Origin of the sequence: Amycolatopsis sp. NBC_00438, from assembly GCF_036026695.1 — a bacterium.
Classification (GTDB): domain Bacteria; phylum Actinomycetota; class Actinomycetes; order Mycobacteriales; family Pseudonocardiaceae; genus Amycolatopsis.
Map to the genome: position 1 here is coordinate 2,420,460 of NZ_CP107923.1, position 24,606 is coordinate 2,445,065.

Here is a 24,606-nt window from a genome sequence, read left to right on the forward strand (position 1 = left end):
TGAGGGCCGTCACGCCACCCGGACGTGCGCCGGGTCCGAACGAGAAAAGAGTGGTTCCCGAGTCCGAGTAGCGTGGACTGGGCAACGCCGAGGAGGCTGTGTGACGACGAACGGGGCCGGACGGCCGACCGCACCCTGCCGGTTCTGCGGCCGGCCGCCGCGACCGCGGGACCACCGCGTGCCCGGCCCGTCCGGCCCGATCTGTGTCGACTGCGTGCAGGCCGGCCTGTGGGTGATCCGGGACGGCGGGGAACGCCCGAACGAAGCCGGCGAAACCCTGGAAGCGGTCAGCTCGCCGCAGGCGCCGGTCTGCGAGTTCTGCAGCCGCCGGGAACGTCGCACGTTCCTCGGCTTCCGCCGCCCCCTGGTCCGCGTGCGCTGCGCGCCCCGCGACGCGGTGATCTGCGGCGACTGCCTCGACCACGCCGGTGACGCGCTGAACCTCGCCCTGCGTCAGTAGCCCGGTCGCGACGTCCCGGTCAGGACCGCGAGCCGGCCGCCGAGCTCCGTGAGGCCGGGATTGCCCGAACCGCGCAGCACGTGGTCTCGGCGGCGTGACACAGGACTGCTGTCCGGCGCGTCGAAGCCGGGCAGGGTCCCCATTCCCGACCCTGACGGGCCGGTGCCGCCGCGGGGAGCAACGGCACCGGCCCGCGGGCTCACGCGGGAGCGGTGAACACGTACGACCCGGCGGGCACGAAGTACGTCCCCGCCGCCGACGGCACCGCCTCGGCCGGCGCGTTCACGGCGCCGGGCTGCGACGTCGGGACCCGGACGGTCGCCGAAGCGCCCGCCGGGACCGTCACCCGCAGGGTGAGTGTGCCGCCGCTGATCGACCAGTCGCTGGCGGCGCCGCCGAACGGCGTCTCGTACGTGGACTTCGCCGACGTCAGGCCACCACCCGGTTGCGGCGCCACGGAGAGCGCCGCGTACCCGGGTGCCGCCGGGGACAGCCCGCCGACCGAGCGGTACAGGAAGTCGCCGACCGAGCCGAGCCCGTAGTGGTTGAACGAGTTCATCCCGGGATCGTTGAACGAACCGTCGGTCTTGATGCCGTCCCAGCGTTCCCAGATCGTCGTCGCGCCGCGGCCGATCATGTAGCCCCAGCCGGGGAACCCGGGCTGCAGCAGCACCTGGTACGCGACGTCGGCGTGCCCGTGGGCGGCCAGCACCGGCAGCAGGTTCTCGACGCCGAGGAAGCCGACGCTGAGGTGACCACCGCTCGCCGCGACCTTCGCCGCGAGCTTGTCCGCCGCGGGCTGCACCCGTGCGGCCGGCAGCAGCCCGAACGCCAGCGCCAGGACGTACCCGGTCTGCGTGTTCGCGCCGACCGTGCCGTCCGCCGCCGAGAACTTGTTCGTGAACGCCGCGGCGATCTGGTCGGCGAGCGTCCCGTACTTCGTGGCTTCCGCGGTGTGCCCGGTGGCCGCCGCCATCCGCGAGACCAGCCGCGACGACCACGCGAAGAACGCCGTCGAGATCAGGTCCTGCGCGGTGTTGTCGTTGACGTTGAGCCAGTCCCCGAACGTCTGGTGGTCGCGGATCAGGTCCGCGCCGGACGTCGAGCGCAGGTACTCGACCCACTTGACCATCGCGGCGAAGTGCTCGTTGATCACGCCGGTGTCGCCGTAGCGCTGCCACAGGGTGTAGGGCACGATGACGCCCGCGTCGCCCCAGCCGGCCGTGCCCGAACCGTCGAGCACACCCGGCGCGACGTCGGTGAACGAACCGTCGGCGTGCTGAGCGTCGGTCAGGTCGTCGCTGAACTTGCCGAGGAAGTTCGCGACGTCCAGGTTGAACGTCGACGTGCCCGCGAAGATCCCGATGTCCCCGGTCCAGCCCAGCCGCTCGTCGCGCTGCGGGCAGTCGCTCGGCACCGACAGCATGTTGGAGCGCTCACCCCAGAGGATGTTGTGCTGCAACTGGTTCACCATCGCATTGGACGAGGTGAACGTGCCGGTCTGCGCGCCGGTCGTCCACATCGCCCGCCCGGTGACCGTGTTCGCGGTCGGCGCGGACGGCAGCCCGGTCAGCTCGACGTACCGGTAGCCGTGCACGGTGAAGCGCGGTTCGTACGTCTCGGCGCCGCCGGTGCCCGCGAGGGTGAACCGGTCGGTCGCCTGCGCGGCCCGGAGGTTGTCGGTGTAGATCGTGCCGTCGGGGTTGAGCACCTCGGCGTGCCGCAGCGTCACCGTGGTCCCCGCCGGTCCGGTCACCGAAAGCCGGTCGACACCGCCGAAGTTCTGGCCCATGTCGGCGACCCACACACCCGGCTTGGGCTGCGTGATGGCGACCGGGTGGAACTCCTGCTGCACGGTGACGCCGTTGTCCACCTGGGACACCAGGTTCGGCTTCGCGTCGGTGCGCACGCCGGCGGCCTGCCACGCGCTGTCGTTGAAGCCGGGCTGGTCCCAGCCGTTGACAGCGAGCCGGGCGTCGTAGTTCTCACCCTGGTAGAGGTCGTCGGCGCGGATCGCGCCGTCGCCGGTCTTCCAGGTGCCGTCGGTGGCGACGGTCGCGGCTGTGCCGTCGGTGAACGTCAGCCGCAGCTGTGCCGAATACCACGGCTTGGTGCCGTAGCGCTGGCTCCCGGCGATACCGAGGCTGCCGGAGTACCAGCCGTTGCCCAGCATCGCGCCGAGCGCGTTCTCACCCTGCCGGATCTGGCCGGTGACGTCGGAAACCCGGTACTGCAGCCGTTTCGTGTAGTCGGTCCAGCCCGGTTCGAGGACCTCGCCGCCGACCTTGGTCCCGTTGAGCCGGGTCTCCTGCAGGCCGAGCGCGGTGGTGAGCAGCCGCGCGCTCGCCACCGGCTTGCTGACCGTGAAGCTCTTGCGCAGCAGGGGAGCGGGTGACGCGACGACGACGTTCGACGCCCACGGCCCGGTGCCGTACGTGGTCAGCGCCCGCGCCGCGGTCCACGCGCTGTCGTCGAACGTGCGCTGCTGCCAGCCGGACGGCCCGGTCTGGTTCGCCTTCCACGTCCCGTCGGTGACGACGGTCGGCCCACCCGTGACAGTCAGCTTGGCGATCATCCCGGCCGGGCTCTGCGTGGTGTTCTCGCTGCTGATCGCGATGACGTTCGCGCCGGTGGTGAGCAGCGAGCCGACGTCGACGACGGCGGCCTGCTTCCACGAGTCGGCGGAGCGCGGGGAGGAACTGACCTGGGTGCCGTTGACCCACACGGTCGCGGTGTCGTCGCCGGTCACGACGAGCGTGGCCTTCGACGGCGCCGCGCTCAGCTGCACGGTCTTGCGGAAGTACCGGGTCGCCGGCGGGATCCCGCCCGCCGGATCGCCTTCGGGGTACCAGACCCAGCTCGCGCCGGCGAGGTCCGGACCGGCGGCCGAGCGCCCGATGAACGCGCCGGTCCACTCGGTGGCCGGGGCGCGCAACGCCGTCTCGAACCGCTGCACCGGGCTCCAGCCGCTCGCGCGGCCCTGGGCGTCCCACACCCGGACGCGCCAGGTGTAGGCCGTCAGCGAGTTCAGCGCGGGACCGCCGTAGGCGACGTCGGCCTGCTGCCCGGACGCGACCTGGCCGCTGTCCCAGACGTCGGATCCGTTGGCGGACACCACGATCTGGTACGCCGACTGCCGCTGCTGCGAGGCCGACGACGTCAGCTTCCAGCCGAACCGCGCCTGCGCCGGGTCGACGCCGATCGGGTTCGCCCGCGTGCCGACCGTCGCGCTCGCGACCGTGAGCGGGGACGCGCCACTGGAATCCGGCGTGGTGACGCCGGCGCCCCACGGCGCGGCGCCGTAGCCGCCGAGATCCGCGGCCGCGGGCCAGGACCCGTCGGCGAAGCCGGGCTGCTCCCAGCCGTCCGGCGCGGTCTGCGCGCTCTTCCAGCCGGCGCCGGTGGTCAGGTCGGTGGTGCCCGACGCGGTCGCGACGTGCAGGCGCCCGAGCAGACCGGCCGGGCCACCGGCGTTGCGGACGGCGACGGCGAGGGTGTTGACGCCGGGGACGAGCGCGGGCCGCAGGTCGACCGGCAGGCCCGTCTTCCAGGAGTCGGTGACGCGGGCCGAGGACGCCAGCGGTTTGCCGTTGAGCCAGACGTCAGCGGTGTCGTCGCCGGTCACGGTGAACCGGGCGTCGCTGACCGCGCCGGAGGCGACGGTGAACGTGGTGCGGAAGTACCGGGTCGCGGCCGGGGCGGACACCCGCGCGTCGCCCTCGGGGTACCAGATCCAGTGCGCTCCGGAGATGTCCGGTGGGGGCGCGGCACCCGCCGGGGGCGCGGCGGCGCCGGAGAGCACCAAGGTCGCGGCGAGGGCGGTGGTGGTGGTCGCGCGCCAGAGCTGGGATCGCGGCATTGCGGCTCCTGGATGACGGGGACGGTGCTGCGGGAGTTTAAACGTTTCAATCCAGTGTGATATGTGACTGTAATCAGAGGATCACGCAACCGCAATACTCCACTGGAGGCAGCGGCGGCCGAAGAGCGCCGGTGGGAGGGGCATTCCTAAATCGTTTTAGGCGACCCGGGAGTGGCCGGCCGCGAATGGGCGCGTTGACGAAACGAGGGATCCGGCGTCATAGTGCTGGCTGGTAACGCTCACATCAATCGGTCCCACCATGGAGGCTTTTGTGTCTCAATGTCGAGACAACAAATGTGTTAGCGCTAACATTCCGGCCCGAAGTCTGCGCACGCTCGCCGTCGTCGCCCTGCTGCTCCTGGCGAGTCTCACGACCGCGTCGACGACCTCGGCGGCTGAGGCTGCCACGTCACTGCCGTGCGACATCTACGGCGCCGCGAACACCCCGTGCGTCGCCGCGCACAGCACCACGCGAGCCCTCTACGCCGCCTACAACGGCCCGCTGTACCAGGTCCAGCGCGCGTCCGACGGCGCGCGGAGCAACGTCGGCGTCCTGGCGGCCGGCGGGTACGCCAACGCGGCGGCCCAGGACTCCTTCTGCGGCGCGACGACCTGCGTCATCACCGAGATCTACGACCAGTCGCCGCGGCACAACGACCTGACGATCGAGGGACCCGGCGGCGCGGGCGGTCAGGACACCGGCGTGCCGGCCGACGCGCTACCGGTCACCGCGGGCGGCCACCAGGTCTACGGCGCCTCGTTCTCCGGCCGGATGGGCTACCGCGACAACACGACGTCCGGTGTCGCTCGCAACGGCCAGCCCGAGGGCATGTACATGATCACCTCCGGCACGCACGTCAACGGTGCCTGCTGCTTCGACTACGGCAACGCCGAGACGAACAACCAGGACACCGGCAACGGCCACATGGACGCGCTCAACTTCGGCACCGAATGCTGGTTCCAGCCCTGCCACGGGGCCGGTCCGTGGGTGCAGGCCGACCTCGAGAACGGGCTCTTCCAGTCCGACTCGGGTGGCAGCAAGAACACCGCGAACACCGGGATCACCAGCCCGTTCGTCACAGCCCTGCTGAAGAACAACGGCCAGAACTTCTTCGCCCTCAAGGACGGCAACGCCCGGTCCGGTGGGCTGCGGACGACCTACTCCGGCCCGGAACCGACGCTCGGCGGGTACGCGCCGATGCACCAGGAGGGCGCGATCGTCCTGGGCACCGGCGGGGACAACAGCAACGGCTCGATCGGCTCGTTCTTCGAAGGCGTGATGACGGCCGGCCTGCCGACCGACGCCGCGGACAACGCGGTCCAGGCGAACGTCGTGTCGGTCGGCTACGGCGGCCCGACCGGCAGCACCGGCACGCTGTCCCCGGCGTCGGAGATCTCGGTGCGGGCCACCACCGCCTGCTGCACCGGCGACTACCTGCGCCACCAGGCGGACAAGGCACTGATCTCACCGGTCGCCTCCGGCAGTTCCGCGCTCGACAAGAGCGACGCGACCTGGATCGTGCGCCGCGGCCTCGCCGACGCGTCGTGCGTGTCGTTCGAGTCGCGGAACTATCCCGGCGACTTCCTGCGGCACTTCAACTTCCAGGTGCTGCGCCAGCCGATGGACGGCAGCGCGGCGTTCCGGTCCGACGCGACGTTCTGCCCGGTCGCCGGGAAGAACGGGCAGGGCACGTCGTTCCGGTCCGCCAACTACCCCGCGAAGTACCTGCGGCACTACAACAACTCCGTCTACATCGCGGACTCCAGCGGTGCGAACGCCTGGGACAGCGCCACTTCCTGGGCCGACGACGTCAGCTGGGCGGTCGCTCAGCCCTGGGCGCCCTGACGCCGTCGCCGGAGCACCACGACCACACCGATGCCCAGGAGGATCAGCACGACCGGCGTGGCCGTGGGCCACCACGGCCACGCCGGGCCGTCGAACACGACGTCGTCGGTGGGCAGCTCCAGGGCTTTCGCCGCCCACCGCGCGGTCGCGACGTCGGTGTCGCGCGCGAGCCCGCTCACCGCGATGTCGTAGGCGAAGCCGGGCCGGTCGTGCACGTACTCGGGTGCCGGCCCGCCCGGCGGCGTCGGCACTCCGCGCGTCGCACCGGGCACGAGGAGCCGGTCCAGATCGGCGTCGGTGACCTTCGCGCGGGGCAGGAAAATCAGCCCGTGCCGGGAGCGGACGGCGCCGCCGTCCGTGCTCACCGCGACGGTCCGCGACGACAGGGACTGGCCCTGGGTGTCGAACACCGACGCCAGCTCGATCTCGCCGGCACCTTCGGGCACCAGCACCCCGATCTCGGCCGGGTTCCAGCGGAAACCGGCGTTGACGATCGCGACCGCGTCCGGCATCGCGGCCGGGGTGGTCACCGGCACGGGCGTGCCGTAGCGCCGCCAGCCGATCGCCTTCGCGGCGTCGGCGGCCACGGCCGGGCCCGCCAGCCGCTCGACCAGGTGCAGCGTCCCGTCGATGCCCGACAGGATACCGGCCGTGGTGACGACGTTCCCGTCGTCGACGTACCGCTTCCCGCGCTGCCAACGCACGGCCGGGTAGTCGTCGGCGTAGGACTCGAGCTTCAGCCAGTGCGCGGTGGCCGGACGGCCGTCGAGCAGACCGGCCGAGGCCAGCACCCCCGCGCCGTTGCAGACGCTCAGCAGCCGCGTGCCGCGAGCGGCTTGCGCACGCAGCCACGTGGTGACCGGTTCGTTCGTGGCCTCACCGGTGTCCGGCATCGCCGGGACGACGACGAGGTCCGGCGTGGCCCCGCCCAGCCGCGCGGCGAGATCGGCGAAACTCAGGTCGGGCACCAGGTCGAGACCGCCGGTCAGCGGCTTCGGCGCCCGGTCCGGGGCGACCGTGTAGACGTTGAACCGGCCGGTGGCGGCGAGGATCTCGTACGGCGCGAGGGTGTCGGAGACGACGGCGCCGGCGTTCCCGACGACGACCACGGCGGTCGGCTTGGCCGGGTCGTGGGGGAGCGGCGGGGTGGCGGGCTCGGCCCGTTGCGGACCGGGGGCGTTGAGGGCGCGGAACGTCGCCAGTGCGGAGACGGTCGCGCCGACTCCGGGGATCAGCAGCACGGCGACCACCGCGGCGAGGACGAACGCGCTGCGGCGCAGAAAGGGTCTCATGTCAGTGCCAGTACTCGGCGCGGCGCCACACCATGACGGCCAGCATCAGCGGGAACATGATCACGTGCCCGGCGATCATCAGGGCGTCCCCGGACAGCACGCCGAGCCAGTACGGCGCCAGCAGCACCACGAACGGCAGGTACATCGCCGCGGACATCTCGGCGATCCGCGGCCAGGAGTGCCGCCGCAGCAGCATCGCGGCGGCCATCGCGACACTCATGTCGGTGGCCATCACGAGCGCGCCGAGGTCGGGGCGGGCCGTCCAGGCGTCCGGCCAGAGCGGGCCGAGCGCGACCATGCCGATGATCATCGCGGCGACCATCTCGACGTAGTGCCCGGTGAACCGGGCGAGTTTGCGGCCGGTGGTCCGGCCGGTTTCGGTGGTGGTCATGGGGTTCCCTCCAGGTTTCTCCTGGACGAGAATCCCGGCCTGCGGGCGTGCTGCCAGGTGCCGGAAGTCATGCCGGGGGTCATGACCCCGTCAGAGGAGCCCCAGGTCCCGGGCGCGCAACGCGGCCTGGGTGCGGTCGCGGGCGCCGAGCTTGCCCAGCACGTTCGTGACGTGGTTCTTCACCGTGCCCTCGGCGAGGAACACCGCGGCGGCGATCTCCCGGTTGCTGCGGCCGTCGGCGACCAGCCGCAGCACTTCCAGCTCCCGCTCCGACAGCGGCACGACCAGCGGCTGCGGCCGGGGAGCGGTCGGCTCGGGCAGCTGCGCGAACCGCGCGACGACCTTCGCCGCGACGGACGGCTGGAGCACCGACTCGCCCCGTGCGGCGGCCAGCACGGCCTCGACCAGCCGCGCCGAGGAGACGTCCTTGAGCAGGTACCCGACCGCGCCCGCGCGCAGGGCCGCGAAGACGTCCTCGTCGTCGTCGAACGTCGTGAGCGCGATGACCTGGACGCCCGGGTGCGCCAAGCGCAGCCGCCGGGTGGCCGCGACGCCGTCGAGGACCGGCATCCGCAGGTCCATCAGGACGACGTCGGGGGTCAGCTCGGCCACCCGCGTCAGCGCTTCGTCGCCGTTGCCCGCTTCGCCGACGACGTCGATGTCGTCGCGGGTGCCCAGCAGGGTCGCGAGGGCCTCGCGGAAGAGGGCCTGGTCGTCGACCAGCAGGACCCGGACCGGGCTCACGCCGGTACCTCCATGCTCAGCGCGCACCCCTGTCCCGGGGCCGATTCGAGCGCCAGCTTCCCACCGAGGCGCGCGGCCCGTTCCCGCAGCCCCAGCAGGCCGAAGCCGGTCGTGGGCGTGCCGTCGGTGCCGGCGCCGTCGTCGCGGACCTCGACGCGGACGGCCGCGTCGGCGTAGTCCACCAGCACCTCGACGCGGCTCGCCCGGGCGTGCTTGCGGACGTTGGTCAGGCCTTCCTGGGCGGCCCGGTAGAGGGCTTCGTTCGCCTCGTCCGGCAGTGGCCGTTCGATCCCGGAGACGGTCAGCGTCGCCGGGACGCCGGTCGCCGACGTCTCCTCGGCGAGCGCCTTCAGCGCTTCCGGCAAGGGCGGCACGGCGCGGGGTTCGCGCAGGGCCCGCACGGACCGCCGTACGTCGGCCAGCGCCGCCTCGGCCTGGTCCTGCGCCTTCGCGAGGACGCCGTCGGCCTTGCCGGGATCGGTCGGCAGGACCGCCCGCGCGGCCTTGACCTGCATCTGGACGACGGTCAGCGCGTGCCCGAGCCCGTCGTGGATGTCCCGGGCGACCCGGTTGCGCTCCTGCGCCGTCGCAAGCCGCTCCGCCTGCGCGGCGTAGTCCCGCAGCTTCGTGTGCGCGTCGGCGAGTTCCCCGCGGGCACGCTTCTCCCGCTGGAGCAGCTCCGTGACGACGGCCGCGAAGACCACGGACACGAGCGTGCCGAGACCTTCCTGCAGCCCGGCGCCCAGCGACATCCCGAGGTGCACGAGCGGCACCACGGCGATCACGACGGCGAGAGCGGGCAGGGGCAGCCTCAGCAGGACACACTGGCTGACCAGCACCACGAGGAAGAGCGTCGCGCCGACACCGGCGTTGATCGTGAAGATCACGAAGGCCAGCGGCAGCTGGACGACGACGTACGCGGCGGCCCAGCCGAGGTGGTCGCGCCGGCGCACCCAGCCGAAGCCGGCGGTGCCGAGCGCGGCGAAGACGGCACCCAGCACAAGCGATGCCACGGGCTCCCCGGACGCGAGGACCCCGAGCACCACGGAGAGGAAGGCGCCGCCGGTCAGCACCGCCAGAGCGCGGTTCACGGTGCCACTCTGCGGGGTCCGGCGGGCCCGGTCAACCGCCCCGCCTCCGGGAAAGCGCTGTCTGTTCGCACGGCGTCTCGGTGACCGGGCCACGTAGGGTGGAGCGGACACCGCAGTCGAGAAACGGGAGTCCGCCATCGATGTCAGTGCTCTGGGGCGTGTCCTTCGACGGAACTCCGCTGTCCGGGGTGGTGGTCGAGTTCCTCAAGACGGCGGGCCGGCTGTCCGCCCGGGGGCACCGCGTCCACCTCGACCTCGGCTACGACATCAAGGCCGACAAGGGCGCGTTCTTCCGGCCCTACCGTGACGAGGCCGCACTGCTGCCGGAATGGGTCGTGCTCGACCGGATCGACGGGGTCGAGCGGGTCCGCGGGTACGACCGGGCGTTCGTCGAGCGGGTGCTCACCGAGGTCGTCCAGCGGGAGGCCGGCGCGGCGCTGCGGCCGGAGATCGACCGGATCGCCGGCGAGCTGGCCGAGCGGATGGTCGAGACGTGGGAACGCCTCGGCGTCACCATGGTGATGGTCGAGAACGGGACCCTGCCGGAGAACCCGACCTACACCGAGGCGCTCTACCGCGCGATCGACCGGTACGGCGCGCGGCACCGGCTCGGCCGGTTCGTGTTCTGGCGCGACCACGACCTGATGTGGCAGAGCGAACCGGGGATCGCCAAGTACGGGCGGTTCCCGTACCGCGAGACGCCGGCGCCGCGGAACTCGCCGCACATCCACTACTTCGCGCTGCACGAACAAGCCCGGGCGCGGACCCTCGAATGGGTGCCGGGCCTGCGTTACCTCGACGTCCTGCCGAACACGTTCCCCATCGACACCGCGAAGATCGACGCGCGCAACGCCGGCTTCAAGCGCGACCACGCGATCCCCGAGGACGTCCCGCTGCTGGCCCGGATCACGCGGATCATCCCGCAGAAGCGCGTCGACCGGGACCTGCACCTGCTGGCGCTGCTACCGGAAGCGTGGCTGTTCGTGGCCGGCGACGTCGAGGAGTCACCCGCGGAGTACGAGAGCCTCACCCGGCTGGCCGAACAGCTCGGGGTGCGCGACCGCGTCGTCTTCGGCGGCTGGCTGACGCCGTACGACACGACCACGCCCGGCCGCTACTCCGTACGCGATCTCCTGGCGCACGCGAGTGTCGTGTCCTTCCTGACCTCCTACGACTACGAGAGCTACGGCAACCCGATCAGCGAGGCGATCGCCTCCGGGACGCCGTACGTGACCAGCGGGTACGAGCTGTATAACGCCGTTTACGGCAGCAAGGGGTTCCGGGCGCCGGTGCTGGACATCCGGGCCCGCGACCTGCCGGACGCGGCGTTCGCCCGCGAGGTGGCCGAACTGATCACCGACGAAGGGAACCGAGCGGAAGTGGTGCGGGCGAACCAGGAACTCGGGCGGGCGCGCTTCGGCACCCAGGTCGTCGACGAACTGGTCGACCGGCTGTACCCGCCGCCGATGGGCGCCGGGACGCGGCTGAGCGTCGTGCTGCCGGTGTACAACGAGGCCGCGAACCTGCGGTCGGTTCTCCGGACGCTGTACGACCAGCGTGGGCTGGACAAGGAAAGCTACGAGGTCGTCCTGGTCGACAACAACTCGACCGACGACACCGTCGCGCTGGCCCGCGAGTTCGCGGCCGGGCACCCGGACCTGGCGGTCCACGTGATCCGCGAACCCGAGCAGGGCGTCTCGTGCGCCCGCCGCGCGGGCATGGACTTCGCCGCCGCCCGTAGCCGGAACCGGCCCCACACCGATCCGGCGCAACGCTTCTACCTCGTGTCCGCCGACGCCGACTGCCGGGTCGACGCGCACTGGCTGGGCGAGCTCCTGGAGGCGATGGAGACGACCAAGGCCGCGATCGGCGTCTGCGACTACTACTACAACGCGGACCACTTCACGCACCGCCCGCGGCTGTGGGACGCGATCCAGCGGACGTTGCGCTGCCGCGCCGTGACGTTCGCGCTGTTCGGCGGCTTCCCCGACGGCAAGGGCTTCGCCGTCGAACGGGACGCCTACGAGCGCGCCGGCGGCATCGAGATCTTCTACCAGCTGCAGGACGGCAAGTTCGTCAACCACCTCTCCGACGACTGGGACTTCGGGATCAAGGTCGCCAGCGGGGGAGACGCCATCACCTACGCGCCGCGCTCGCGCGTCGAGATCAACCCGCGCCGGGTCGACCACGCCATCGACGAGGTCATCACCGGCCGCGCCTACGGCTCCGGCGGCACCATCGTCATGCGCGACATCCGCCCGTCCGCGCCGGTTGCGGAAACCGACCTGACCGAGGCCGAGGCCCTGCAGGCGTGGGAGTTCTCGATCAAGGACTTCACGCCGAAGAACACGATCCTGCCGGTGCTGCTGACCCCGGCCCTGCTGGAGGACGACGCCGTCATCGGGTTCTTCGGCGCGGACCTGGCGGCACGCCTGAGCGAGCGGATCGCCGAGATCCGCGACGAGATGCGCGTCGTCGACTTCACCCCGATCCACGCGTACAAGACGCCGTCGTACCGGCTCTACCTCGAGTTCGCCGACGAGCTGTTCGCGTGCCTGCGCAAGCACGTCGGCGACGACATCGGCTACCCGCCGCCGCTGCCGCCGTGTTTCGCGGACGTCCCGCCGGAGCGGTTCGCGGAGTTCGTCCACTACTACTGCGAGGACCGCGAATCCGGGGAAGCCCACAACTACTTCGGCAACGGAGGGGTGTTCTGATGACGCTGGCCTACGAAGACGCGATCGGCTCACTGCACGGTCTCGACCCCGCGTGGCCGCGGCCCGCGGTGCTCGACGTCCTGGAGGCGCCGGAAAACCGGCACCTGCTCGACTACGTGCAGGAAGACCCGTTCGGCGCGCACGTGTTCCCGGGCAACGTCCCCGGCTACGCGCCGGAGGACTTCCTGCGTGACCTGGACGCGCAACTGGCGTCGAGCGCGCCGATCCACCTGTGGTCCTACATCCCGACGTGCGCCTACCGCTGCCGGTTCTGCCAGTACCCGGTGGTGCTGGTGAAGGGCAAACCCGAGGTCACGTACGAGAAGGCGAAGCACTGGGTCGACCTGAACATCCGTGAGGCCCGGATGTGGCTCGACGCCGTCCCCCACCTGGCGGGCGCGGAGGTCGGCGAGTTCAACGTCTTCGGCGGGACGCCGTCGCTGCTGCCGGAACCGGAGATCCGCCGGTTGCTGGACTTCTACCGGTCCGAGTTCGGGTTCACCGCGGACACGACCATCCGGTTCGAGGGCGACCCCAGCACGTTCACGCCGTCGAAGCTCGAACTGCTGCGGGACCTGGGCTGCACCAAGTTGTCCAGCGGCGTCCAGTCGTTCGACGACCACGTCCTCGAGCTGTGCGGGCGGGAGCACTCGGCGCGGATGTGCGTCGACTTCGTCCGCAACGCCCAGAACCTCGGCTTCGAGTGGGTCAGCATCGACCTGATGTACGGCCTGCTGGACCAGACCCTCGACAGCGTCCGCCGGGACCTCGACGTCGTGCTGGAGAACGAGATCACCGCCGTCGTGTGCACCAAGCTGCACCTGGCGTCCTACAGCGACACCCGCACGGGCGTCACGGGGGAGAAACCCGCCGCGTGGCAGCTGCCGTCCTACCGGGACAAACTGGTGCGCGACGGCCACCGCTGGCCGACGCTCGGGGAGCAGTACCAGATGCGGGAGCTGCTCACCGATGGCCTGCGCGCGGCGAACTACACCGAGCACCCCACGATGTACTTCGCCCGCGACGGCCTCGGGCCGGAGAAGTGGAAGTCCATCATGGTCGACCAGGCCAAGCAGGAGGCCGAGGTCGCGATCGGGCTCGGCGGCAGTTCGAGCTGCCGCGCGTCGGAGGCGATCACCGACGTCAACTCCAAGCGCTACATCGAAACGGTGGAGGCCGGCCGGATCCCCCTGGGTTCGGCGACGCGGTTCACGCCCGAGGCCCAGGAGGCGCGGGCGGTGAAGATGGCGCTGACGACGTTGCAGCCGCTGCGCGACTCGGTGCACGGAGAGCGCTTCCCGGGACGCTCGCTGTTCGCCGAACCCTGGCTCGGGAAGTTCCGCTCCCTGGCCGATCGCGGCCTCGTCCGGCTGGATTCCGAGGCAGGGAAAGTGGAATTGACCCAGACCGGAGAAGTCCTGGTGGAGGCCATCATCACGACCGAGCTCTGAGGACCAAGATCACTCCGACGGGTGACAGAAGTCTCGCGAGGACCGGTACGGGCGTGCAGCATGGGGTCAGCACCGTACGGCCGTACCGAGATCGGAGCCCAGATGAGCCGAACCGTTCCCGGACCCCTGGCGAAGCTGGCCGGGGCGGGCGCGCTGGCGGCGTTCGCGTCGGTGGTCGTCGCGGCGCCGGCCCAGGCCGCTCCCGACTATTCCCACGCCGACACGAACTTCGCGGGCACACAGATCGAAGCGCACGAAGGGATCCACGGAAGCCCGCTCACCTCCCGCGCCGACGTCGCGGACCAGACCCTCGGACACGACGTGAGCGGGCACCAGGGCCCGGTCGACTGGGGCGCCGCGGCCGGCGGCGGCGCGAAGTTCACCTACGTCAAGGCGACCGAGGGCACCGGGTTCGTCAATCCGCAGTACGCCCAGCAGTACGACGGCGCGCACGCCGCGGGCCTCATCCGCGGCGCGTACCACTTCGCCCGCCCGGACGTCTCGAGCGGCGCGGCGCAGGCGGACTACTTCATCGCCAACGGCGGCGGCTGGCGCGGTGACGGCACGACGCTGCCGGGCGCGCTCGACATCGAGTACAACCCGTACGGCGATCCCTGTTACGGCAAGAACCCCGCCGACATGACGGCGTGGATCGCCGATTTCACGCGCACGTACCTCGCGAAGGCCCACCGCAGCGCGCTGATCTACACCAGCACGACCTGGTGGAAGACCTGCACCGGCAACGCGAACGGGTTCGGGAACACGAACCCGCTCTGGCTGGCCCGCTACGGCCCGGAGGTCGGCGAGCTCCCGGCGGGCTGGGACAAGCAGAGCATCTGGCAGTTCGCCCGCGGTGGCGGCCTGCCGGGGGACCAGAACTACTACAACGGCCCGATCGGCCGCGTGCAGGCGCTGGCGAAGGGCCAGGCGGCCCAGGCCGCCTAGCGCGTGTGGTCTAGCGTGACCTGCGGATGACGACGTCCGGCCACGGCGGCTTGCGCAGTACGGCGAGGGTGCCGAGCGTCGCGGCCATCAGGCCGGTCATGGCCCCGATCAGCAGGACGCGGGTCGTGTCCACCGCAGCTTCCCACGTGACCTTGCCATCGTGGATCACGAACACCCCGACCGGGTGACTTACCGGGATCACGGTCGTCCCGTCCGGCGTCTCGTAGGGGTCGCCGAAGACGGTCCCGGCCGGCCTGGCCGCGTCACGCACGGCCCGCAGTTTCGCTGTCATCGGTCCATCGAACCGGAACTCGCGGCGCCGCGCCAGGCCCGGGGCGAACTCCCGTAGGCGCGGGAGAACGCCCGGCTGAAAGCGGCTTCCGAGGCGTAGCCGACGCGGGCCGCGATCCGGCCGATCGGCTCGGCCGTGCCGCGCAGCAGGCGGGCCGCGTGGTCCAGCCGCCGCCGTTGCACGTACGCCCCGGGCGGTTCGCCGACCGACTCGGCGAACCGCGCGGCGAACGCCGAGCGCGAGAGCGACGTGAGCCGGGCCAGCTCGTCGACCGGCCAGTCACGCCCGGGGTCGCGGTGGATCGCGGTGAGCGCGGGCCCGAGCGCCGGGTCCATCGCCGCGGTCAGCCAGCCGGGGTGCGCGTCGTCACCGGATGCCGCCCACGTCCGCAGCGACCGGATGAAGAGCAGGTCGAGCAGCCGCGACACCATCACCCGGGCACCGGGCTCGGGTCGGGTCACCTCGGAGAGGAGCAGATCCCGGCTCAGCGGGAGCCACGCCGCCGTCCGGGAGTCGCCGCGGATCACGATCGCCGCGGGCAGGACCCCGAGCAGGGGTGCGGCGACGACGGTTTCGACCAGGAACTCGCCGGTCACCCAGTCCGCGGCCGGCGCCGGGCGGACGACGTGCGCGTCGCCGCGGGCGACCAGTGCCATGTCGCCGTGGTCCAGCTCGACGGGCGCCTCGCCCTCGACTTCGAGGCGGACCCGCCCCGCTCCGACGAGGTGCAGTGACCGCGTCCCGGCGGGAAAGCGCTCGACGACGTCCGTGTGCCGGCGCACGTCGCCGCCCTGCAGGTGGATCGCCTGCAGGACGTCGGAGAGTGCGTCCTGCTCGCCGTACGTCGGCAGCGGCGGTGAATCGGCAAAGTTTTCCGGTCTCCGGGCCATGGTTCTTGCTCGAACCTCCTCATAGGCTGTGCAGGCAGTATGCGCGAGCGGTGCCGCACGAGCGGAGCCGGCGCGCCCGATCGAGGAGGAATCCCATCATGTCTGCCAAGCCGACGGTGGTGCTGGTCCACGGCTTCTGGGGCGGCGCGGCCCATTGGGCGAAGGTCATCGTGGAGCTGGACAAGCGCGGCTTCGGGGCGCTGCACGCGGTCGAGAACCCGCTGACGTCGCTGGCCGCCGACGCGGCCCGCACGCGGCAGATGGTCCAGCAGGTCGACGGCCCGGTGCTGCTGGTCGGCCACTCGTACGGCGGCGCCGTCATCACCGAGGCCGGCACGCTCCCGAACGTGGCGGGCCTGGTGTACGTCGCGGCGTTCGCGCCCGACGCGGGGGAGAGCCTCGCGACGGTCAGCGAGGGCCACGACGCCCCGGGCGGCGCGAACATCGCGCCGGACTCCGACGGCTACCTGTGGATCGCGCAGGACAAGTTCCACGAGAGCTTCTGCCAGGACCTGCCCGACGACGAGGCCCGCGTCATGGCGGTGACGCAGAAGGCGCCGGTCGGCTCGACGTTCGGCGACCCGGTGACGGACCCGGCGTGGAAGCAGAAGCCGTCCTGGTACCAGGTTTCGGCCCAGGACCGGATGATCGCCCCGGACAACCAGCGCCGCATGGCCGCCCGCATCGGCGCCCGCGAAACGATCGAACTCGAGTCCGGGCACGCGTCGCTGGCGTCCCAGCCCGTCGCGATCGCCGACTTGATCGAGCGCGCCGCCGGCTGACAAGATCGGACAGGACCGCCCCCGCGCTGTTGTCCGCGCGGGGGCGGCTCCTTACTCTCGTTACTGTCACGGTTTTCGTTTCGTCCTTTGTGGACTACGGGGGTGCCTGTGCGCGGCAAGGTGGCGGTTCTGGCTGCGGTTTCGGCCCTGGCCTTCGCGGCGGCGCCGGTCGCCGCGGGAGCCGGGCAGGCGTGGTTCACGTCGTGGGCCCAGTCCCAGGACGGCCGCGCGGACACCCCGTTGAACGGGCAGTCACTCCGGATGATCACCCACCTGAGCGAAGGCGGCGACGCGGTGCGCGTCCGCCTGCAGAACACGTTCGGCACGGGCCCGCTGTCGGTGGGCCACGCGACGGCCGGCGTGAGCGCGGGCGGCGCGGCCGTGACCGCGCCCCGGGACCTCACCTTCGCGGGCGCCCGTGCGGTCACCGTTCCCGCCGGGGGAGAGGTCTGGAGCGACGAGCTGCGCCTGACCACGCGGCCGGACACGAACCTGGCCGTGAGCATGTCGGTACCGGGCTCGGCGGTGGTCGGCCGCCACGGCGCGGCGTTGCGCGACAACTACCTGACCGCTCCCGGTGCCGGGGACCACGCCGGCGACCCCGGCGGCGCGGCGTTCGCCCAGACGGTGGGCTCGACGTACGTGGTGAGCGCGGTGGACGTCCACAACACGGCGGTGAAGGGCACGATCGTCCCGTTCGGCAGTTCGGTGGTGGACGGAATCGGCAGCACGAACTGCGGCCCGGGGTGCACCCAGCTGGGCGCGGACCGCCGCTGGGCGGACGACCTGGCGCGCCGGGTGTCCGGTTCGGGCCTGGCCGTCGCCAACGCCGGCGTCTCGGGCACAACGAGTGCTCCGACCTGCCCCAGCATCCCGCCGGGTGTGGTCGGCCTGGACGCCGCGAGCCGACTGGACCGCGACGTCCTGGCTCTGCACGGCGTCAAGTCGGTGATCTACTACTACGGAACGAACGACCTGGCCTACGGCTGCGACGCGACGGCGGTCCTGGACAGCTACCGAGCGGTCTTCGCCCGCCTGCGCGCGGCGGGGATCGCGGTGTACGTCACCCCGAGCACCCCGCGTCCGGGCTACAGCGACAAGAACAACCTCGACCGGCACGAGATCGCGTTGTTCGTGGAACGCTGGAACAACTGTGGTGGCCTGTGCACGGGAATCCTCGACTTCGACGAGGTCTTGAAGGACCCGCTGAAGCCGAACAGCATCAACCCGGCGTACGACAACGGGGACGGGATCCACGCGAACGCCGCGGGCCAGCAGGCACTGGCGGACTTCATCTCGATCCCGATGCTCACGGCCGGGTCGACTTCCCACACGATGGGGTGACAACGCGCGTCGCAACGGCTTGAGTGTGCCGGTGGCTGCGCAAAGTACGTCGCGTGATGAACAACTCGATGGACGACGCGGGGTGCTGCCTGCTGTCGGTGGCCTGGAACATCGCCCCGCTGCTGGAGCCATCGCCGACATCCCGCCGCTCATCCCTGCGCGCGACGGTCGAGGAGACCTGCCGTGTCACCGGCCTCGGAGCCCGCTCGTGGTCGTTGCACCACGGCACGGGAACGGAAGCGGAGTACCGCCCGTTCCTCCAGCTGGCGGACGTCGCGTACGAGATCGCCACGCTGCTGCTCCTGGTAGGCGACTTCCTGGTCCCGGATCTCGAGCGTGAACACCGCCGCTGGGCGGAAATCGAGGGCTTGATGTCCCGCCTGGAGGAACTGGCGGGCTGGACGTCGTCGTTCCTGGGGTCGCTGACCTTGTCAGGCCACTCCTGACGCGCGTAAGGTCCAGCCTGACAGATTCTCTTCTGGGAGGCTCCATGACAACCGCGATCCTGGCCCACTGTTCGTTCTGCGCCCGCCCGAACACCGAGGTGGAGACCCTGGTGAGCGGCCCCGGAGTCTTCATCTGCGACGGCTGCGTCTCGTTGTGCGCCGCCGTGATCGAGGGCAAGCCGACGTCGATTGCCGCGGTGGCCCCGTGGGACCAGGAGTTGACCCTGGAGGAGGTCCTGTCCCGCCTGGCCCCGGTTGCGTCTTCAGGCGCCCAGGTGCAGCAAAGCCTGACGGCGTGGGTCCGCAAAGCGCGTTCGCTGGGCGGCACGTGGACCCAGATAGGTGCGGCATTAGGAATGACCCGCCAATCGGCATGGGAACGTTTCTCCGGCGACGAGTGACGGAGTTCTGGCCGCCTAATTTATTTGCGTGTCGCGGTAGGCATCCAGGGCGCGGTCGAACTCTTCCGATGTAACCGGGTCGAGAGTGATGGCGAGCGTGAACGTGAGGTTCACGTTTTCGCCCGCGTGCAGGCGTGCTGAAAGACCGTCGAGTTCGGACAGGTACTGCTCCACCAGTGCGCGGACCTGCCGGATGGGCCCGTCCGCGAACCGCGCTTCGACGTTCACGGCGTGACGCAGCGCATCGTTGGCGACGCCGGTTGCGCGAAGATCTGCCGACCAGTCGAGCAGTTCGCCGTAGATGCTGGTCAGCCGCCTGGCGAGATGTTCGATCCGTTCCGGATCACCCTCTTCCCCCGGTTTGCCGAATGCGGCGGTCTGCGCCTCGGGGGAAAGCACGCGTTCCACGTTCGAGATGATCGTGCTGATCGAAGTAAGCTTGGTGCGTAGCAGTGGAAGGCCTTCGCTGTCGTTGATCACCTTACCGTTGTGCGACGCAAACTCGATCACGTGATCCCGGTATTTCTCCTCCAGGGCGGTGATGCCCTGGAGCAGCAGGCCGCCGTAGAGAAGAAATTCCCAGCCCGGCGGGCGTTCGCTCAGCACAGTGGCAATAGCCTCGGTCGTCCGCGGCGCCCGCCCGTCGAACTTCGGCGGTCTGGCCTTGGTCCGATCGCCGAGCTTGCTGAGGATGGCATCCACGATCCCGTCAACCCCGGCGAACTCTGCGTCGATGTACCCGATGGTGGAGTGCAGGCCAGGAAGCTCGGCCTCGTCTATGCGCACCGGAAGGATGTAGGGCGCACTCTGCTGAAACGCCCGGTCCTGTGCGGCCTGTCGTTCGTAGCCGGTCCACTTCTTGCTGACGTAGTGCTGGGAGACGAAGAGAACGGCATAGCGTGCGCGACGCCCGTAGATCGCTTGTAGGAAGTCGACGAGGTTCTCGCCCCACATCTCGGACGTGCTGTCTTCGTCGAAGAAGACCTTGATGTCGTGGTCCTTGAGATGGGTCACGACCGCCCTGACAAGCTCCCGGTCCTCACCGGCGAACGACACGGCGATGTCATAGTCAAAGGTTTCGTCGTTCGTCACCGGTGCTCCCATATCGCGCGAAGCAAGGGATTTTAGTTGACTGGCTCGGCCTGACCGGGAGCGGACGCCCGACCCGCCGGGCTCGACGTGCGGCCTTCGAGGCCCTCGGGCTTCTCAGGCATGAAAAAGGCCACCTCTACCTGCGTAAAGGTGGCCGATCCGGTCGGGCTGACAGGATTCGAACCTGCGACCCCTTGCACTTACTCGCCGGTTCGAGGACCTGCGCAGTCGATCGGATATCGCCGTTGTGCAGGCACGATCTAGGTCGTTGGTCATGATCACTTGTCGTCGCTCGCTGGTGCCATGTGGGCAGAATGTGGGCAGCCCGTCCATCCGCCGCACAGGAAAGATGTGAGTCCTTGACCATGGTCGTTGGTGGTGCTTCACCGGTGTCACACAGGCAGCATATGGGCTGCCGCTGGTGGCCCACACGCTTACCCGTTGTCGAACCGGTGAAATTTGCGGATTTTTTAATAAGTTCCATTAGGAGTTTCAAGCTCATTCTTGATTGCACGCGCAAACTCGACTTGTTCCTTGTTGCATTTATCTAGGTTTGCAATAGTCTCTGCGAGATTGTCGCTTGCGTCTTGCGACTTTATCAAGGCTGTATCAGTTTCACTGACAGACCTGCGGAAGTTTGAAGCTGAGGTTCTAGCATCAATGGACATGATATGCATTTTCAGTGTTGAGTAGAGCTCAGACTTGGCCAGTGCGTCTCTAAGCTCGCCCTCGGCCTCCTTTAGGGCGCTGTAACGTTCCTTCATTTCTGGCTGAACTCCCTTCTTTGCAGCCAATTTCAGAACGGCGACAATGCCGTGTCCGACATAGGTAAATTTCCGCCAATGTACGATTACCTCGGTATATGTAGTTGCGCGAAGTTCAAGCCAGTATCTGTGGTCTTCGCGCTTGATTTCCCGCTCACGGCGAGCCTCTTCGCGCTCGGTTTCACGCTGCCAGCGCGCTTCTTCGCGTTCCAGCTCGCGTTCCCAGCGTCGATCATCGCGACGAGCGGTGATCATCCCGCCTATCAACGCGCCACCTATGGGCCCCATGATTGCGATTATCGCTAGAACCAGTGTTACCCACAAGGGAATCTGAGTTGGCATGCGTCGACGATACCTGACGGCCTGGTGACCGTTGCCTATTTCTGCTAGTGGGTGGCCTTTCGGCATCTCGTCGACCTGGCGTAGCCCGATCATGCCGTGTCAAGGGGGCATTCCGCTTAACCGCCGCCTGCCTGTCCGGCTGCCCCCTTGACACGGCATGATAGCCCTCCGGGAGGTCGTCGAGATGCCGTTTGGCCGCACACGGACGCGACTGCCGCGCTCGACCCGGCCATCTCGGAGACCTGCCCGTCCGGCGAGGACATTCTCTTCTTCTTGAGCTACGGCCCCCGGTGCGGCCGCCGGCCGGTCGCGTGGGTGCCGGAGGCGGGCCCCGCGCGTGCCGGCCGATAGCGGCGCGGCCCCGGAGGGGCCGCCTTGAACAAGAAAAGAAACTCTGAACACAACGTCCGTCGCCGACTACGCGCGAAGGTCGACCGCCGCGATGGCCTTGTCGTCGTGCTGCTTGGCGCGGGGGAGTACGACGGCGTCTGGGTCGACTTCGTCCTCCCAGGACTGGCACTGCTCCAGGATGTCGGCCAGTTGGGCACTGTCCGCTTGAGACACCTTCGGCCAGTCATCGAGACCCAGGTGCGTGATCGTGTCGTAGGCACCATCGGTAGCCAGTACCGCCCATGGAACGCGTTCGACGGCGTACTCGGCTATGACGGCATGGTCGGCCGCGTCCGGGTCGGCTTCCGCAATCCAGTAGCCCCGTGTGGTGTTCCGGCGGGCAGTCTGCTGAGTCTGGAGTTCGCGGAGTAGGGCCTGATGGGTGTCGTCGTAACCGGTTCCCGACGCAAGTCTTTCGCGGTAGGCGCGCCTGGGTTCGAGGTCTAGGTCATCGATACGCGGATCGGTCACGATGCCACCGGGGAGGACTGCGACGCTGTCTCCAAGGGCGAACACGTCGACCTGCTCACCCCGCCGGCGGAGAATCGTCACGGTGCTCGACGGTGAGTCTCCCGGCCGAAGTCCGAGCTTGCTCGTGGTCGCCTCGATCGCGCTGCGCACGGCTGCTCGGAGATCGATGTCCGGGTGTTCGTCCAAGGCCCGGGCAATCCGCTGCCCGAGATCGGCGGCGTAGACGGACGCAGGGACAGGCACCGGTCGGAAGGCTGACGCTCCATCCAGGACGATGACGGCATTGGGCGTGACGAAGATCTTGTCGTCGCTTGCGTCGATGTGGGGGAGCTGCGCGGTGGATACCTGCATGCGACTCACCACCTGAACGGGCCGGCTGCGAGTTCGCTCCCCGTGATCGCGAGTCCGTCGTACGTCGCGCGCACGATGAAAGAGCACTCCCGCTCACGGGTCTCGCTGAACAGTTCGGCGAGGTGGCCAGTCAAGTAGTGCGTGGCGCCCAGTGAGCCGATCCCGTGGATGCCGGCGACGTGCAAGATGGTCCGGCCTCCGATCTGGTGTCGGGCGACGTACGCGATGTCTGCGGACTCGGCCGGGTCGTCGTCAGCGGGGGAGCAGTACCGGTCGCCGGTCTGCTCGTGCTCGATCCACCAACGGCCGGCATCCTTGATCATGCTGAGGACGGGGTCGCGCTCCATGAGATTCGCCGCCACCGGGGCCGACTTCGGTCCGCAGACGACAATGGCATCGCCGTCGGGCAACGCTTCGCGGTCCGGCTCGATCTGGAAGCGGGTCACCGCTAGCGACAGACTCTCGACGAGACGTTCGAGCTGTTCGCCGGTCTGTGCATCTTCGGCAGCGATGAGAGGCCGCTCGCGGTCCGTGGTCTGGTAGCGCCAAGGCACGCCGATCGCGACGGGGCCAACGCCGAAGAATGCGCGCTCGGGTCCGGGGGCGGTTGACCGGATCTGCGTGACTCGGCCCTTCGTGATGCCGAGAGCCGCCGCGATCTCCGTATAGCTCATCCCGCGTAGCCGGTGAGCTTCCTCGATGGCCTCTTTGCGGAGGCGGGCCAGCTCGGTCGCCCGCTGCTGGTACACGACGAGCAGCGCGGATGCCCTTTGCCCGCGACGGATCGGGTCCGGGTCACTGCGGACGCTGTCGAACTCGCTCTCGGCCTCCATGCAGGAAGAGTTTAGACCCCCTTGACACCTGTGGCGAGGGCGGCGTACCTTCGTGTTTAGACCCCCTCAACGATGACTGATAACAGCTTGCTTCTGGTGTTTAGGGGGTCTACACCGGAGGTCTTGACCAGGAGGTTTGGGCATGCAGGACATCCCGTTCGTCAGCTCGGGTTACCGGTTCATGGTCACGGAGGCGCCGATCATGAAGATGCGCGAGGTCAAGGGGGAGATGGTCCCGGCGGTGGACCGCGAGGGGAACCAGGCGTTCGTGGTGATGCTGTTCGCGAAGCCGCGTCAGGTGGAGGGGCGCCGGCCGGGGAAGGGTGAAGAGATCAAGGTGACGCTCGCGGCGGACCCGGGGGAGGGGTTCGAGGAGGGCTCCTACGTCGAGTTGATCGACCCGGTCCTCAACACGTGGCAGACCACCGGGGATGACGGCCGGATCAGCGGCTCGGGTCTGTGGTTCAAGGCCATGGGTCTCAAGCCTGTCGGGGCGGGTGCTGCGCAGCGCGCCGCCTGATCCTGACCTCATGACCGGTGGGTGACCGGTTCGCGCGGCTACCTCCCCGGCTGTCGCGTCTTCACCACCCTGGAGCCCTTCCCAAGTCGGTTGGCTGCCCGTTTTCGAGTCGGGCAAGGGCACTTCTTGTTCTTTGACAAATACAGAGTGGGCCGATCCATGCCTAAATACGCGCTGTTTGTGGTGGCGCGCCTCGATTCCCGGCCGGGCTTGTTCGTCCGGGAGTCCTGGGGTTTCACCACGGATGTTCACGAGTGGAGAGGAGAGGCGAATGGGTGGGATGAACGCGGTTCGGGGTGGGTTGTCGTCGTATGACCCGCACGGCCCGAGGCGGGGTTAGCGATGGCTGATCACGTCTGCTCGGCAAGTTTCTGGCTTTCGCCGACACGGATTGCCACGTGCACCGTGTGCGGCGCTCAGTGGGAGATGTAGGGAGGAAAGGCAGTGTTCACGTACTTGGTGTGGCTCGTGCTGGTCGGGCTGCTGTTGGTCGCGGCCCCGGTGTTCGGGGTGCTTGCGCTGGTCTCGGGGCTGGCGCTGGCGTGGAGGGCCGGACGGTGAGCCGCCCGGTGAAGGTCGGCACGGTGATCCGGATGCTCGCGGCTCGGCTGGAGCGGGAACGGGCCGCCGCGCTCACGGAACCGACCGAGGACATGGGATGGCAGGCCGGTTTCTGCGAGGGCCTGAAGCACGCACAGCACGTGATCCGGAACGGAGACTGACATGCCGGAAATCCAGGCGATCATCACGGCGGCCAACGACGCGTACCGCGCGTTCGTCGCCTCCGAACCTGATCCGGAGATCAAGGTCGCGGTCGGGAACGCGGTGCGCTTCCTGGCAGCGGACCTCACTTCGGCGGCCGGCCTGGTCGCTACGACACGCGAAGGGTAGA

Annotated in this window: 24 protein-coding genes; 12 read left to right on the plus strand and 12 right to left on the minus strand. The window is 69.5% G+C overall.

From position 1 onward, the window contains the following. Positions 1–100 precede the first annotated feature (100 nt). Positions 101–460 carry a hypothetical protein gene (locus OG494_RS11305; RefSeq protein ID WP_328454658.1) on the plus strand — a complete coding sequence of 120 codons (360 nt, stop codon included), beginning with the start codon at positions 101–103 and terminating at the stop codon, positions 458–460. On the opposite strand, the gene OG494_RS11310 is transcribed toward OG494_RS11305, so the two are convergent. After that, complete coding sequence (locus OG494_RS11310) at positions 454–603, minus strand: hypothetical protein (RefSeq protein WP_328454660.1); 150 nt, start codon at positions 601–603, stop codon at positions 454–456. The two genes, OG494_RS11305 and OG494_RS11310, sit on opposite strands and share 7 nt — an antisense overlap. 56 nt (positions 604–659) lie before the next feature. Next, positions 660–4,319, minus strand: coding sequence for a family 78 glycoside hydrolase catalytic domain (locus OG494_RS11315; protein ID WP_328454662.1), 3,660 nt, complete (start codon positions 4,317–4,319; stop codon positions 660–662). Positions 4,320–4,671: 352 nt separating this feature from the next. On the opposite strand from OG494_RS11315, the gene OG494_RS11320 reads away from it, so the two are divergent. After that, entirely contained in the window at positions 4,672–6,165 is a 1,494-nt protein-coding gene (locus OG494_RS11320; protein WP_442874475.1) for an alpha-L-arabinofuranosidase B, read from the plus strand. Here the strand turns inward: OG494_RS11320 and OG494_RS11325 are convergent. From OG494_RS11325 to OG494_RS11340, 4 genes are all read right to left on the minus strand, one after another. Continuing rightward, positions 6,147–7,457: a DJ-1/PfpI family protein gene (locus OG494_RS11325; protein ID WP_328454666.1), complete on the minus strand. Its 1,311-nt coding sequence runs from the start codon at positions 7,455–7,457 to the stop codon at positions 6,147–6,149. The genes OG494_RS11320 and OG494_RS11325 overlap by 19 nt on opposite strands. 1 nt (position 7,458) lies before the next feature. After that, positions 7,459–7,848: a hypothetical protein gene (locus tag OG494_RS11330; protein WP_328454668.1), complete on the minus strand. Its 390-nt coding sequence runs from the start codon at positions 7,846–7,848 to the stop codon at positions 7,459–7,461. Between the two features lie 90 nt (positions 7,849–7,938). Then, complete coding sequence (locus tag OG494_RS11335) at positions 7,939–8,592, minus strand: response regulator transcription factor (protein ID WP_328454670.1); 654 nt, start codon at positions 8,590–8,592, stop codon at positions 7,939–7,941. Further along, on the minus strand, positions 8,589–9,683 hold the full coding sequence (locus tag OG494_RS11340; RefSeq protein ID WP_328454672.1) for a sensor histidine kinase: 1,095 nt from the start codon (positions 9,681–9,683) through the stop codon (positions 8,589–8,591). The genes OG494_RS11335 and OG494_RS11340 overlap by 4 nt, the downstream gene beginning before the upstream one ends. Before the next feature lie 140 nt (positions 9,684–9,823). On the opposite strand from OG494_RS11340, the gene OG494_RS11345 reads away from it, so the two are divergent. The 3 genes from OG494_RS11345 (at position 9,824) to OG494_RS11355 (ending at position 14,796) form a co-directional block, all read left to right on the plus strand. Then, entirely contained in the window at positions 9,824–12,400 is a 2,577-nt protein-coding gene (locus tag OG494_RS11345) for a glycosyltransferase (RefSeq protein WP_328454674.1), read from the plus strand. Then, positions 12,400–13,851 carry a radical SAM protein gene (locus tag OG494_RS11350; protein ID WP_328454676.1) on the plus strand — a complete coding sequence of 484 codons (1,452 nt, stop codon included), beginning with the start codon at positions 12,400–12,402 and terminating at the stop codon, positions 13,849–13,851. Before OG494_RS11345 ends, OG494_RS11350 begins: the two co-directional genes overlap by 1 nt. A gap of 102 nt (positions 13,852–13,953) precedes the next feature. Then, positions 13,954–14,796 carry a lysozyme gene (locus tag OG494_RS11355; RefSeq protein WP_328454678.1) on the plus strand — a complete coding sequence of 281 codons (843 nt, stop codon included), beginning with the start codon at positions 13,954–13,956 and terminating at the stop codon, positions 14,794–14,796. A gap of 10 nt (positions 14,797–14,806) precedes the next feature. Here the strand turns inward: OG494_RS11355 and OG494_RS11360 are convergent, their stop codons facing one another. Together OG494_RS11360 and OG494_RS11365 are read right to left on the minus strand one after the other, a co-directional pair. Beyond that, a complete protein-coding gene (locus OG494_RS11360; RefSeq protein ID WP_328454680.1) occupies positions 14,807–15,088 on the minus strand; it encodes a hypothetical protein in 282 nt (93 codons plus the stop codon). Then, a complete protein-coding gene (locus OG494_RS11365; protein WP_328454682.1) occupies positions 15,085–15,978 on the minus strand; it encodes an AraC family transcriptional regulator in 894 nt (297 codons plus the stop codon). Before OG494_RS11365 ends, OG494_RS11360 begins: the two co-directional genes overlap by 4 nt. A gap of 98 nt (positions 15,979–16,076) precedes the next feature. Here OG494_RS11365 and OG494_RS11370 point away from each other — a divergent pair, with 98 nt between their 5' ends. The 4 genes from OG494_RS11370 to OG494_RS11385 all read left to right on the plus strand — a co-directional run bounded on the left by OG494_RS11370 (position 16,077) and on the right by OG494_RS11385 (position 18,951). Next, entirely contained in the window at positions 16,077–16,760 is a 684-nt protein-coding gene (locus tag OG494_RS11370; RefSeq protein ID WP_328454684.1) for an alpha/beta hydrolase, read from the plus strand. Positions 16,761–16,862: 102 nt separating this feature from the next. Next, positions 16,863–18,104, plus strand: a complete 1,242-nt coding sequence (locus OG494_RS11375) for a GDSL-type esterase/lipase family protein (protein WP_328454686.1) — start codon at positions 16,863–16,865, stop codon at positions 18,102–18,104. A gap of 56 nt (positions 18,105–18,160) precedes the next feature. Then, a complete protein-coding gene (locus tag OG494_RS11380; protein ID WP_328458923.1) occupies positions 18,161–18,550 on the plus strand; it encodes a hypothetical protein in 390 nt (129 codons plus the stop codon). 44 nt (positions 18,551–18,594) lie between these two features. Continuing rightward, on the plus strand, positions 18,595–18,951 hold the full coding sequence (locus OG494_RS11385) for a ClpX C4-type zinc finger protein (protein ID WP_328454688.1): 357 nt from the start codon (positions 18,595–18,597) through the stop codon (positions 18,949–18,951). A gap of 15 nt (positions 18,952–18,966) precedes the next feature. On the opposite strand, the gene OG494_RS11390 is transcribed toward OG494_RS11385, so the two are convergent. The 4 genes from OG494_RS11390 to OG494_RS11405 form a co-directional block, all read right to left on the minus strand. After that, complete coding sequence (locus tag OG494_RS11390; RefSeq protein WP_328454690.1) at positions 18,967–20,043, minus strand: toll/interleukin-1 receptor domain-containing protein; 1,077 nt, start codon at positions 20,041–20,043, stop codon at positions 18,967–18,969. 470 nt (positions 20,044–20,513) lie between these two features. Beyond that, positions 20,514–21,149, minus strand: a complete 636-nt coding sequence (locus OG494_RS11395; protein WP_328454693.1) for a hypothetical protein — start codon at positions 21,147–21,149, stop codon at positions 20,514–20,516. Between the two features lie 417 nt (positions 21,150–21,566). Then, positions 21,567–22,361: a hypothetical protein gene (locus OG494_RS11400; protein WP_328454695.1), complete on the minus strand. Its 795-nt coding sequence runs from the start codon at positions 22,359–22,361 to the stop codon at positions 21,567–21,569. Positions 22,362–22,366: 5 nt separating this feature from the next. Continuing rightward, on the minus strand, positions 22,367–23,194 hold the full coding sequence (locus tag OG494_RS11405) for a hypothetical protein (protein ID WP_328454697.1): 828 nt from the start codon (positions 23,192–23,194) through the stop codon (positions 22,367–22,369). 142 nt (positions 23,195–23,336) lie between these two features. On the opposite strand from OG494_RS11405, the gene OG494_RS11410 reads away from it, so the two are divergent. The 3 genes from OG494_RS11410 to OG494_RS11420 all read left to right on the plus strand — a co-directional run bounded on the left by OG494_RS11410 (position 23,337) and on the right by OG494_RS11420 (position 24,605). Next, entirely contained in the window at positions 23,337–23,714 is a 378-nt protein-coding gene (locus tag OG494_RS11410; RefSeq protein ID WP_328454699.1) for a hypothetical protein, read from the plus strand. 569 nt (positions 23,715–24,283) lie between these two features. Continuing rightward, a complete protein-coding gene (locus OG494_RS11415; protein ID WP_247023094.1) occupies positions 24,284–24,436 on the plus strand; it encodes a hypothetical protein in 153 nt (50 codons plus the stop codon). A 1-nt stretch (position 24,437) separates the two neighbouring features. Continuing rightward, positions 24,438–24,605 (plus strand): hypothetical protein, encoded by a 168-nt coding sequence (locus OG494_RS11420; protein ID WP_328454703.1) that lies wholly within the window; start codon positions 24,438–24,440, stop codon positions 24,603–24,605. The last annotated feature ends 1 nt before the right edge of the window (position 24,606 follow it).

Coding starts and splice junctions, on each gene's coding strand:
- OG494_RS11420 (WP_328454703.1), top strand. CDS start 24,438: ATGCCGGAAATCCAGGCGATCATCACGGCGGCCAACGACGCGTACCGC.
- OG494_RS11400 (WP_328454695.1), bottom strand. CDS start 22,361: ATGCAGGTATCCACCGCGCAGCTCCCCCACATCGACGCAAGCGACGAC.
- OG494_RS11380 (WP_328458923.1), top strand. CDS start 18,161: ATGAACAACTCGATGGACGACGCGGGGTGCTGCCTGCTGTCGGTGGCC.
- OG494_RS11370 (WP_328454684.1), top strand. CDS start 16,077: ATGTCTGCCAAGCCGACGGTGGTGCTGGTCCACGGCTTCTGGGGCGGC.
- OG494_RS11405 (WP_328454697.1), bottom strand. CDS start 23,194: ATGGAGGCCGAGAGCGAGTTCGACAGCGTCCGCAGTGACCCGGACCCG.
- OG494_RS11350 (WP_328454676.1), top strand. CDS start 12,400: ATGACGCTGGCCTACGAAGACGCGATCGGCTCACTGCACGGTCTCGAC.
- OG494_RS11395 (WP_328454693.1), bottom strand. CDS start 21,149: ATGCCAACTCAGATTCCCTTGTGGGTAACACTGGTTCTAGCGATAATC.
- OG494_RS11330 (WP_328454668.1), bottom strand. CDS start 7,848: ATGACCACCACCGAAACCGGCCGGACCACCGGCCGCAAACTCGCCCGG.
- OG494_RS11310 (WP_328454660.1), bottom strand. CDS start 603: ATGGGGACCCTGCCCGGCTTCGACGCGCCGGACAGCAGTCCTGTGTCA.
- OG494_RS11360 (WP_328454680.1), bottom strand. CDS start 15,088: ATGACAGCGAAACTGCGGGCCGTGCGTGACGCGGCCAGGCCGGCCGGG.
- OG494_RS11325 (WP_328454666.1), bottom strand. CDS start 7,457: ATGAGACCCTTTCTGCGCCGCAGCGCGTTCGTCCTCGCCGCGGTGGTC.
- OG494_RS11365 (WP_328454682.1), bottom strand. CDS start 15,978: ATGGCCCGGAGACCGGAAAACTTTGCCGATTCACCGCCGCTGCCGACG.
- OG494_RS11315 (WP_328454662.1), bottom strand. CDS start 4,319: ATGCCGCGATCCCAGCTCTGGCGCGCGACCACCACCACCGCCCTCGCC.
- OG494_RS11355 (WP_328454678.1), top strand. CDS start 13,954: ATGAGCCGAACCGTTCCCGGACCCCTGGCGAAGCTGGCCGGGGCGGGC.
- OG494_RS11385 (WP_328454688.1), top strand. CDS start 18,595: ATGACAACCGCGATCCTGGCCCACTGTTCGTTCTGCGCCCGCCCGAAC.
- OG494_RS11345 (WP_328454674.1), top strand. CDS start 9,824: ATGTCAGTGCTCTGGGGCGTGTCCTTCGACGGAACTCCGCTGTCCGGG.
- OG494_RS11410 (WP_328454699.1), top strand. CDS start 23,337: ATGCAGGACATCCCGTTCGTCAGCTCGGGTTACCGGTTCATGGTCACG.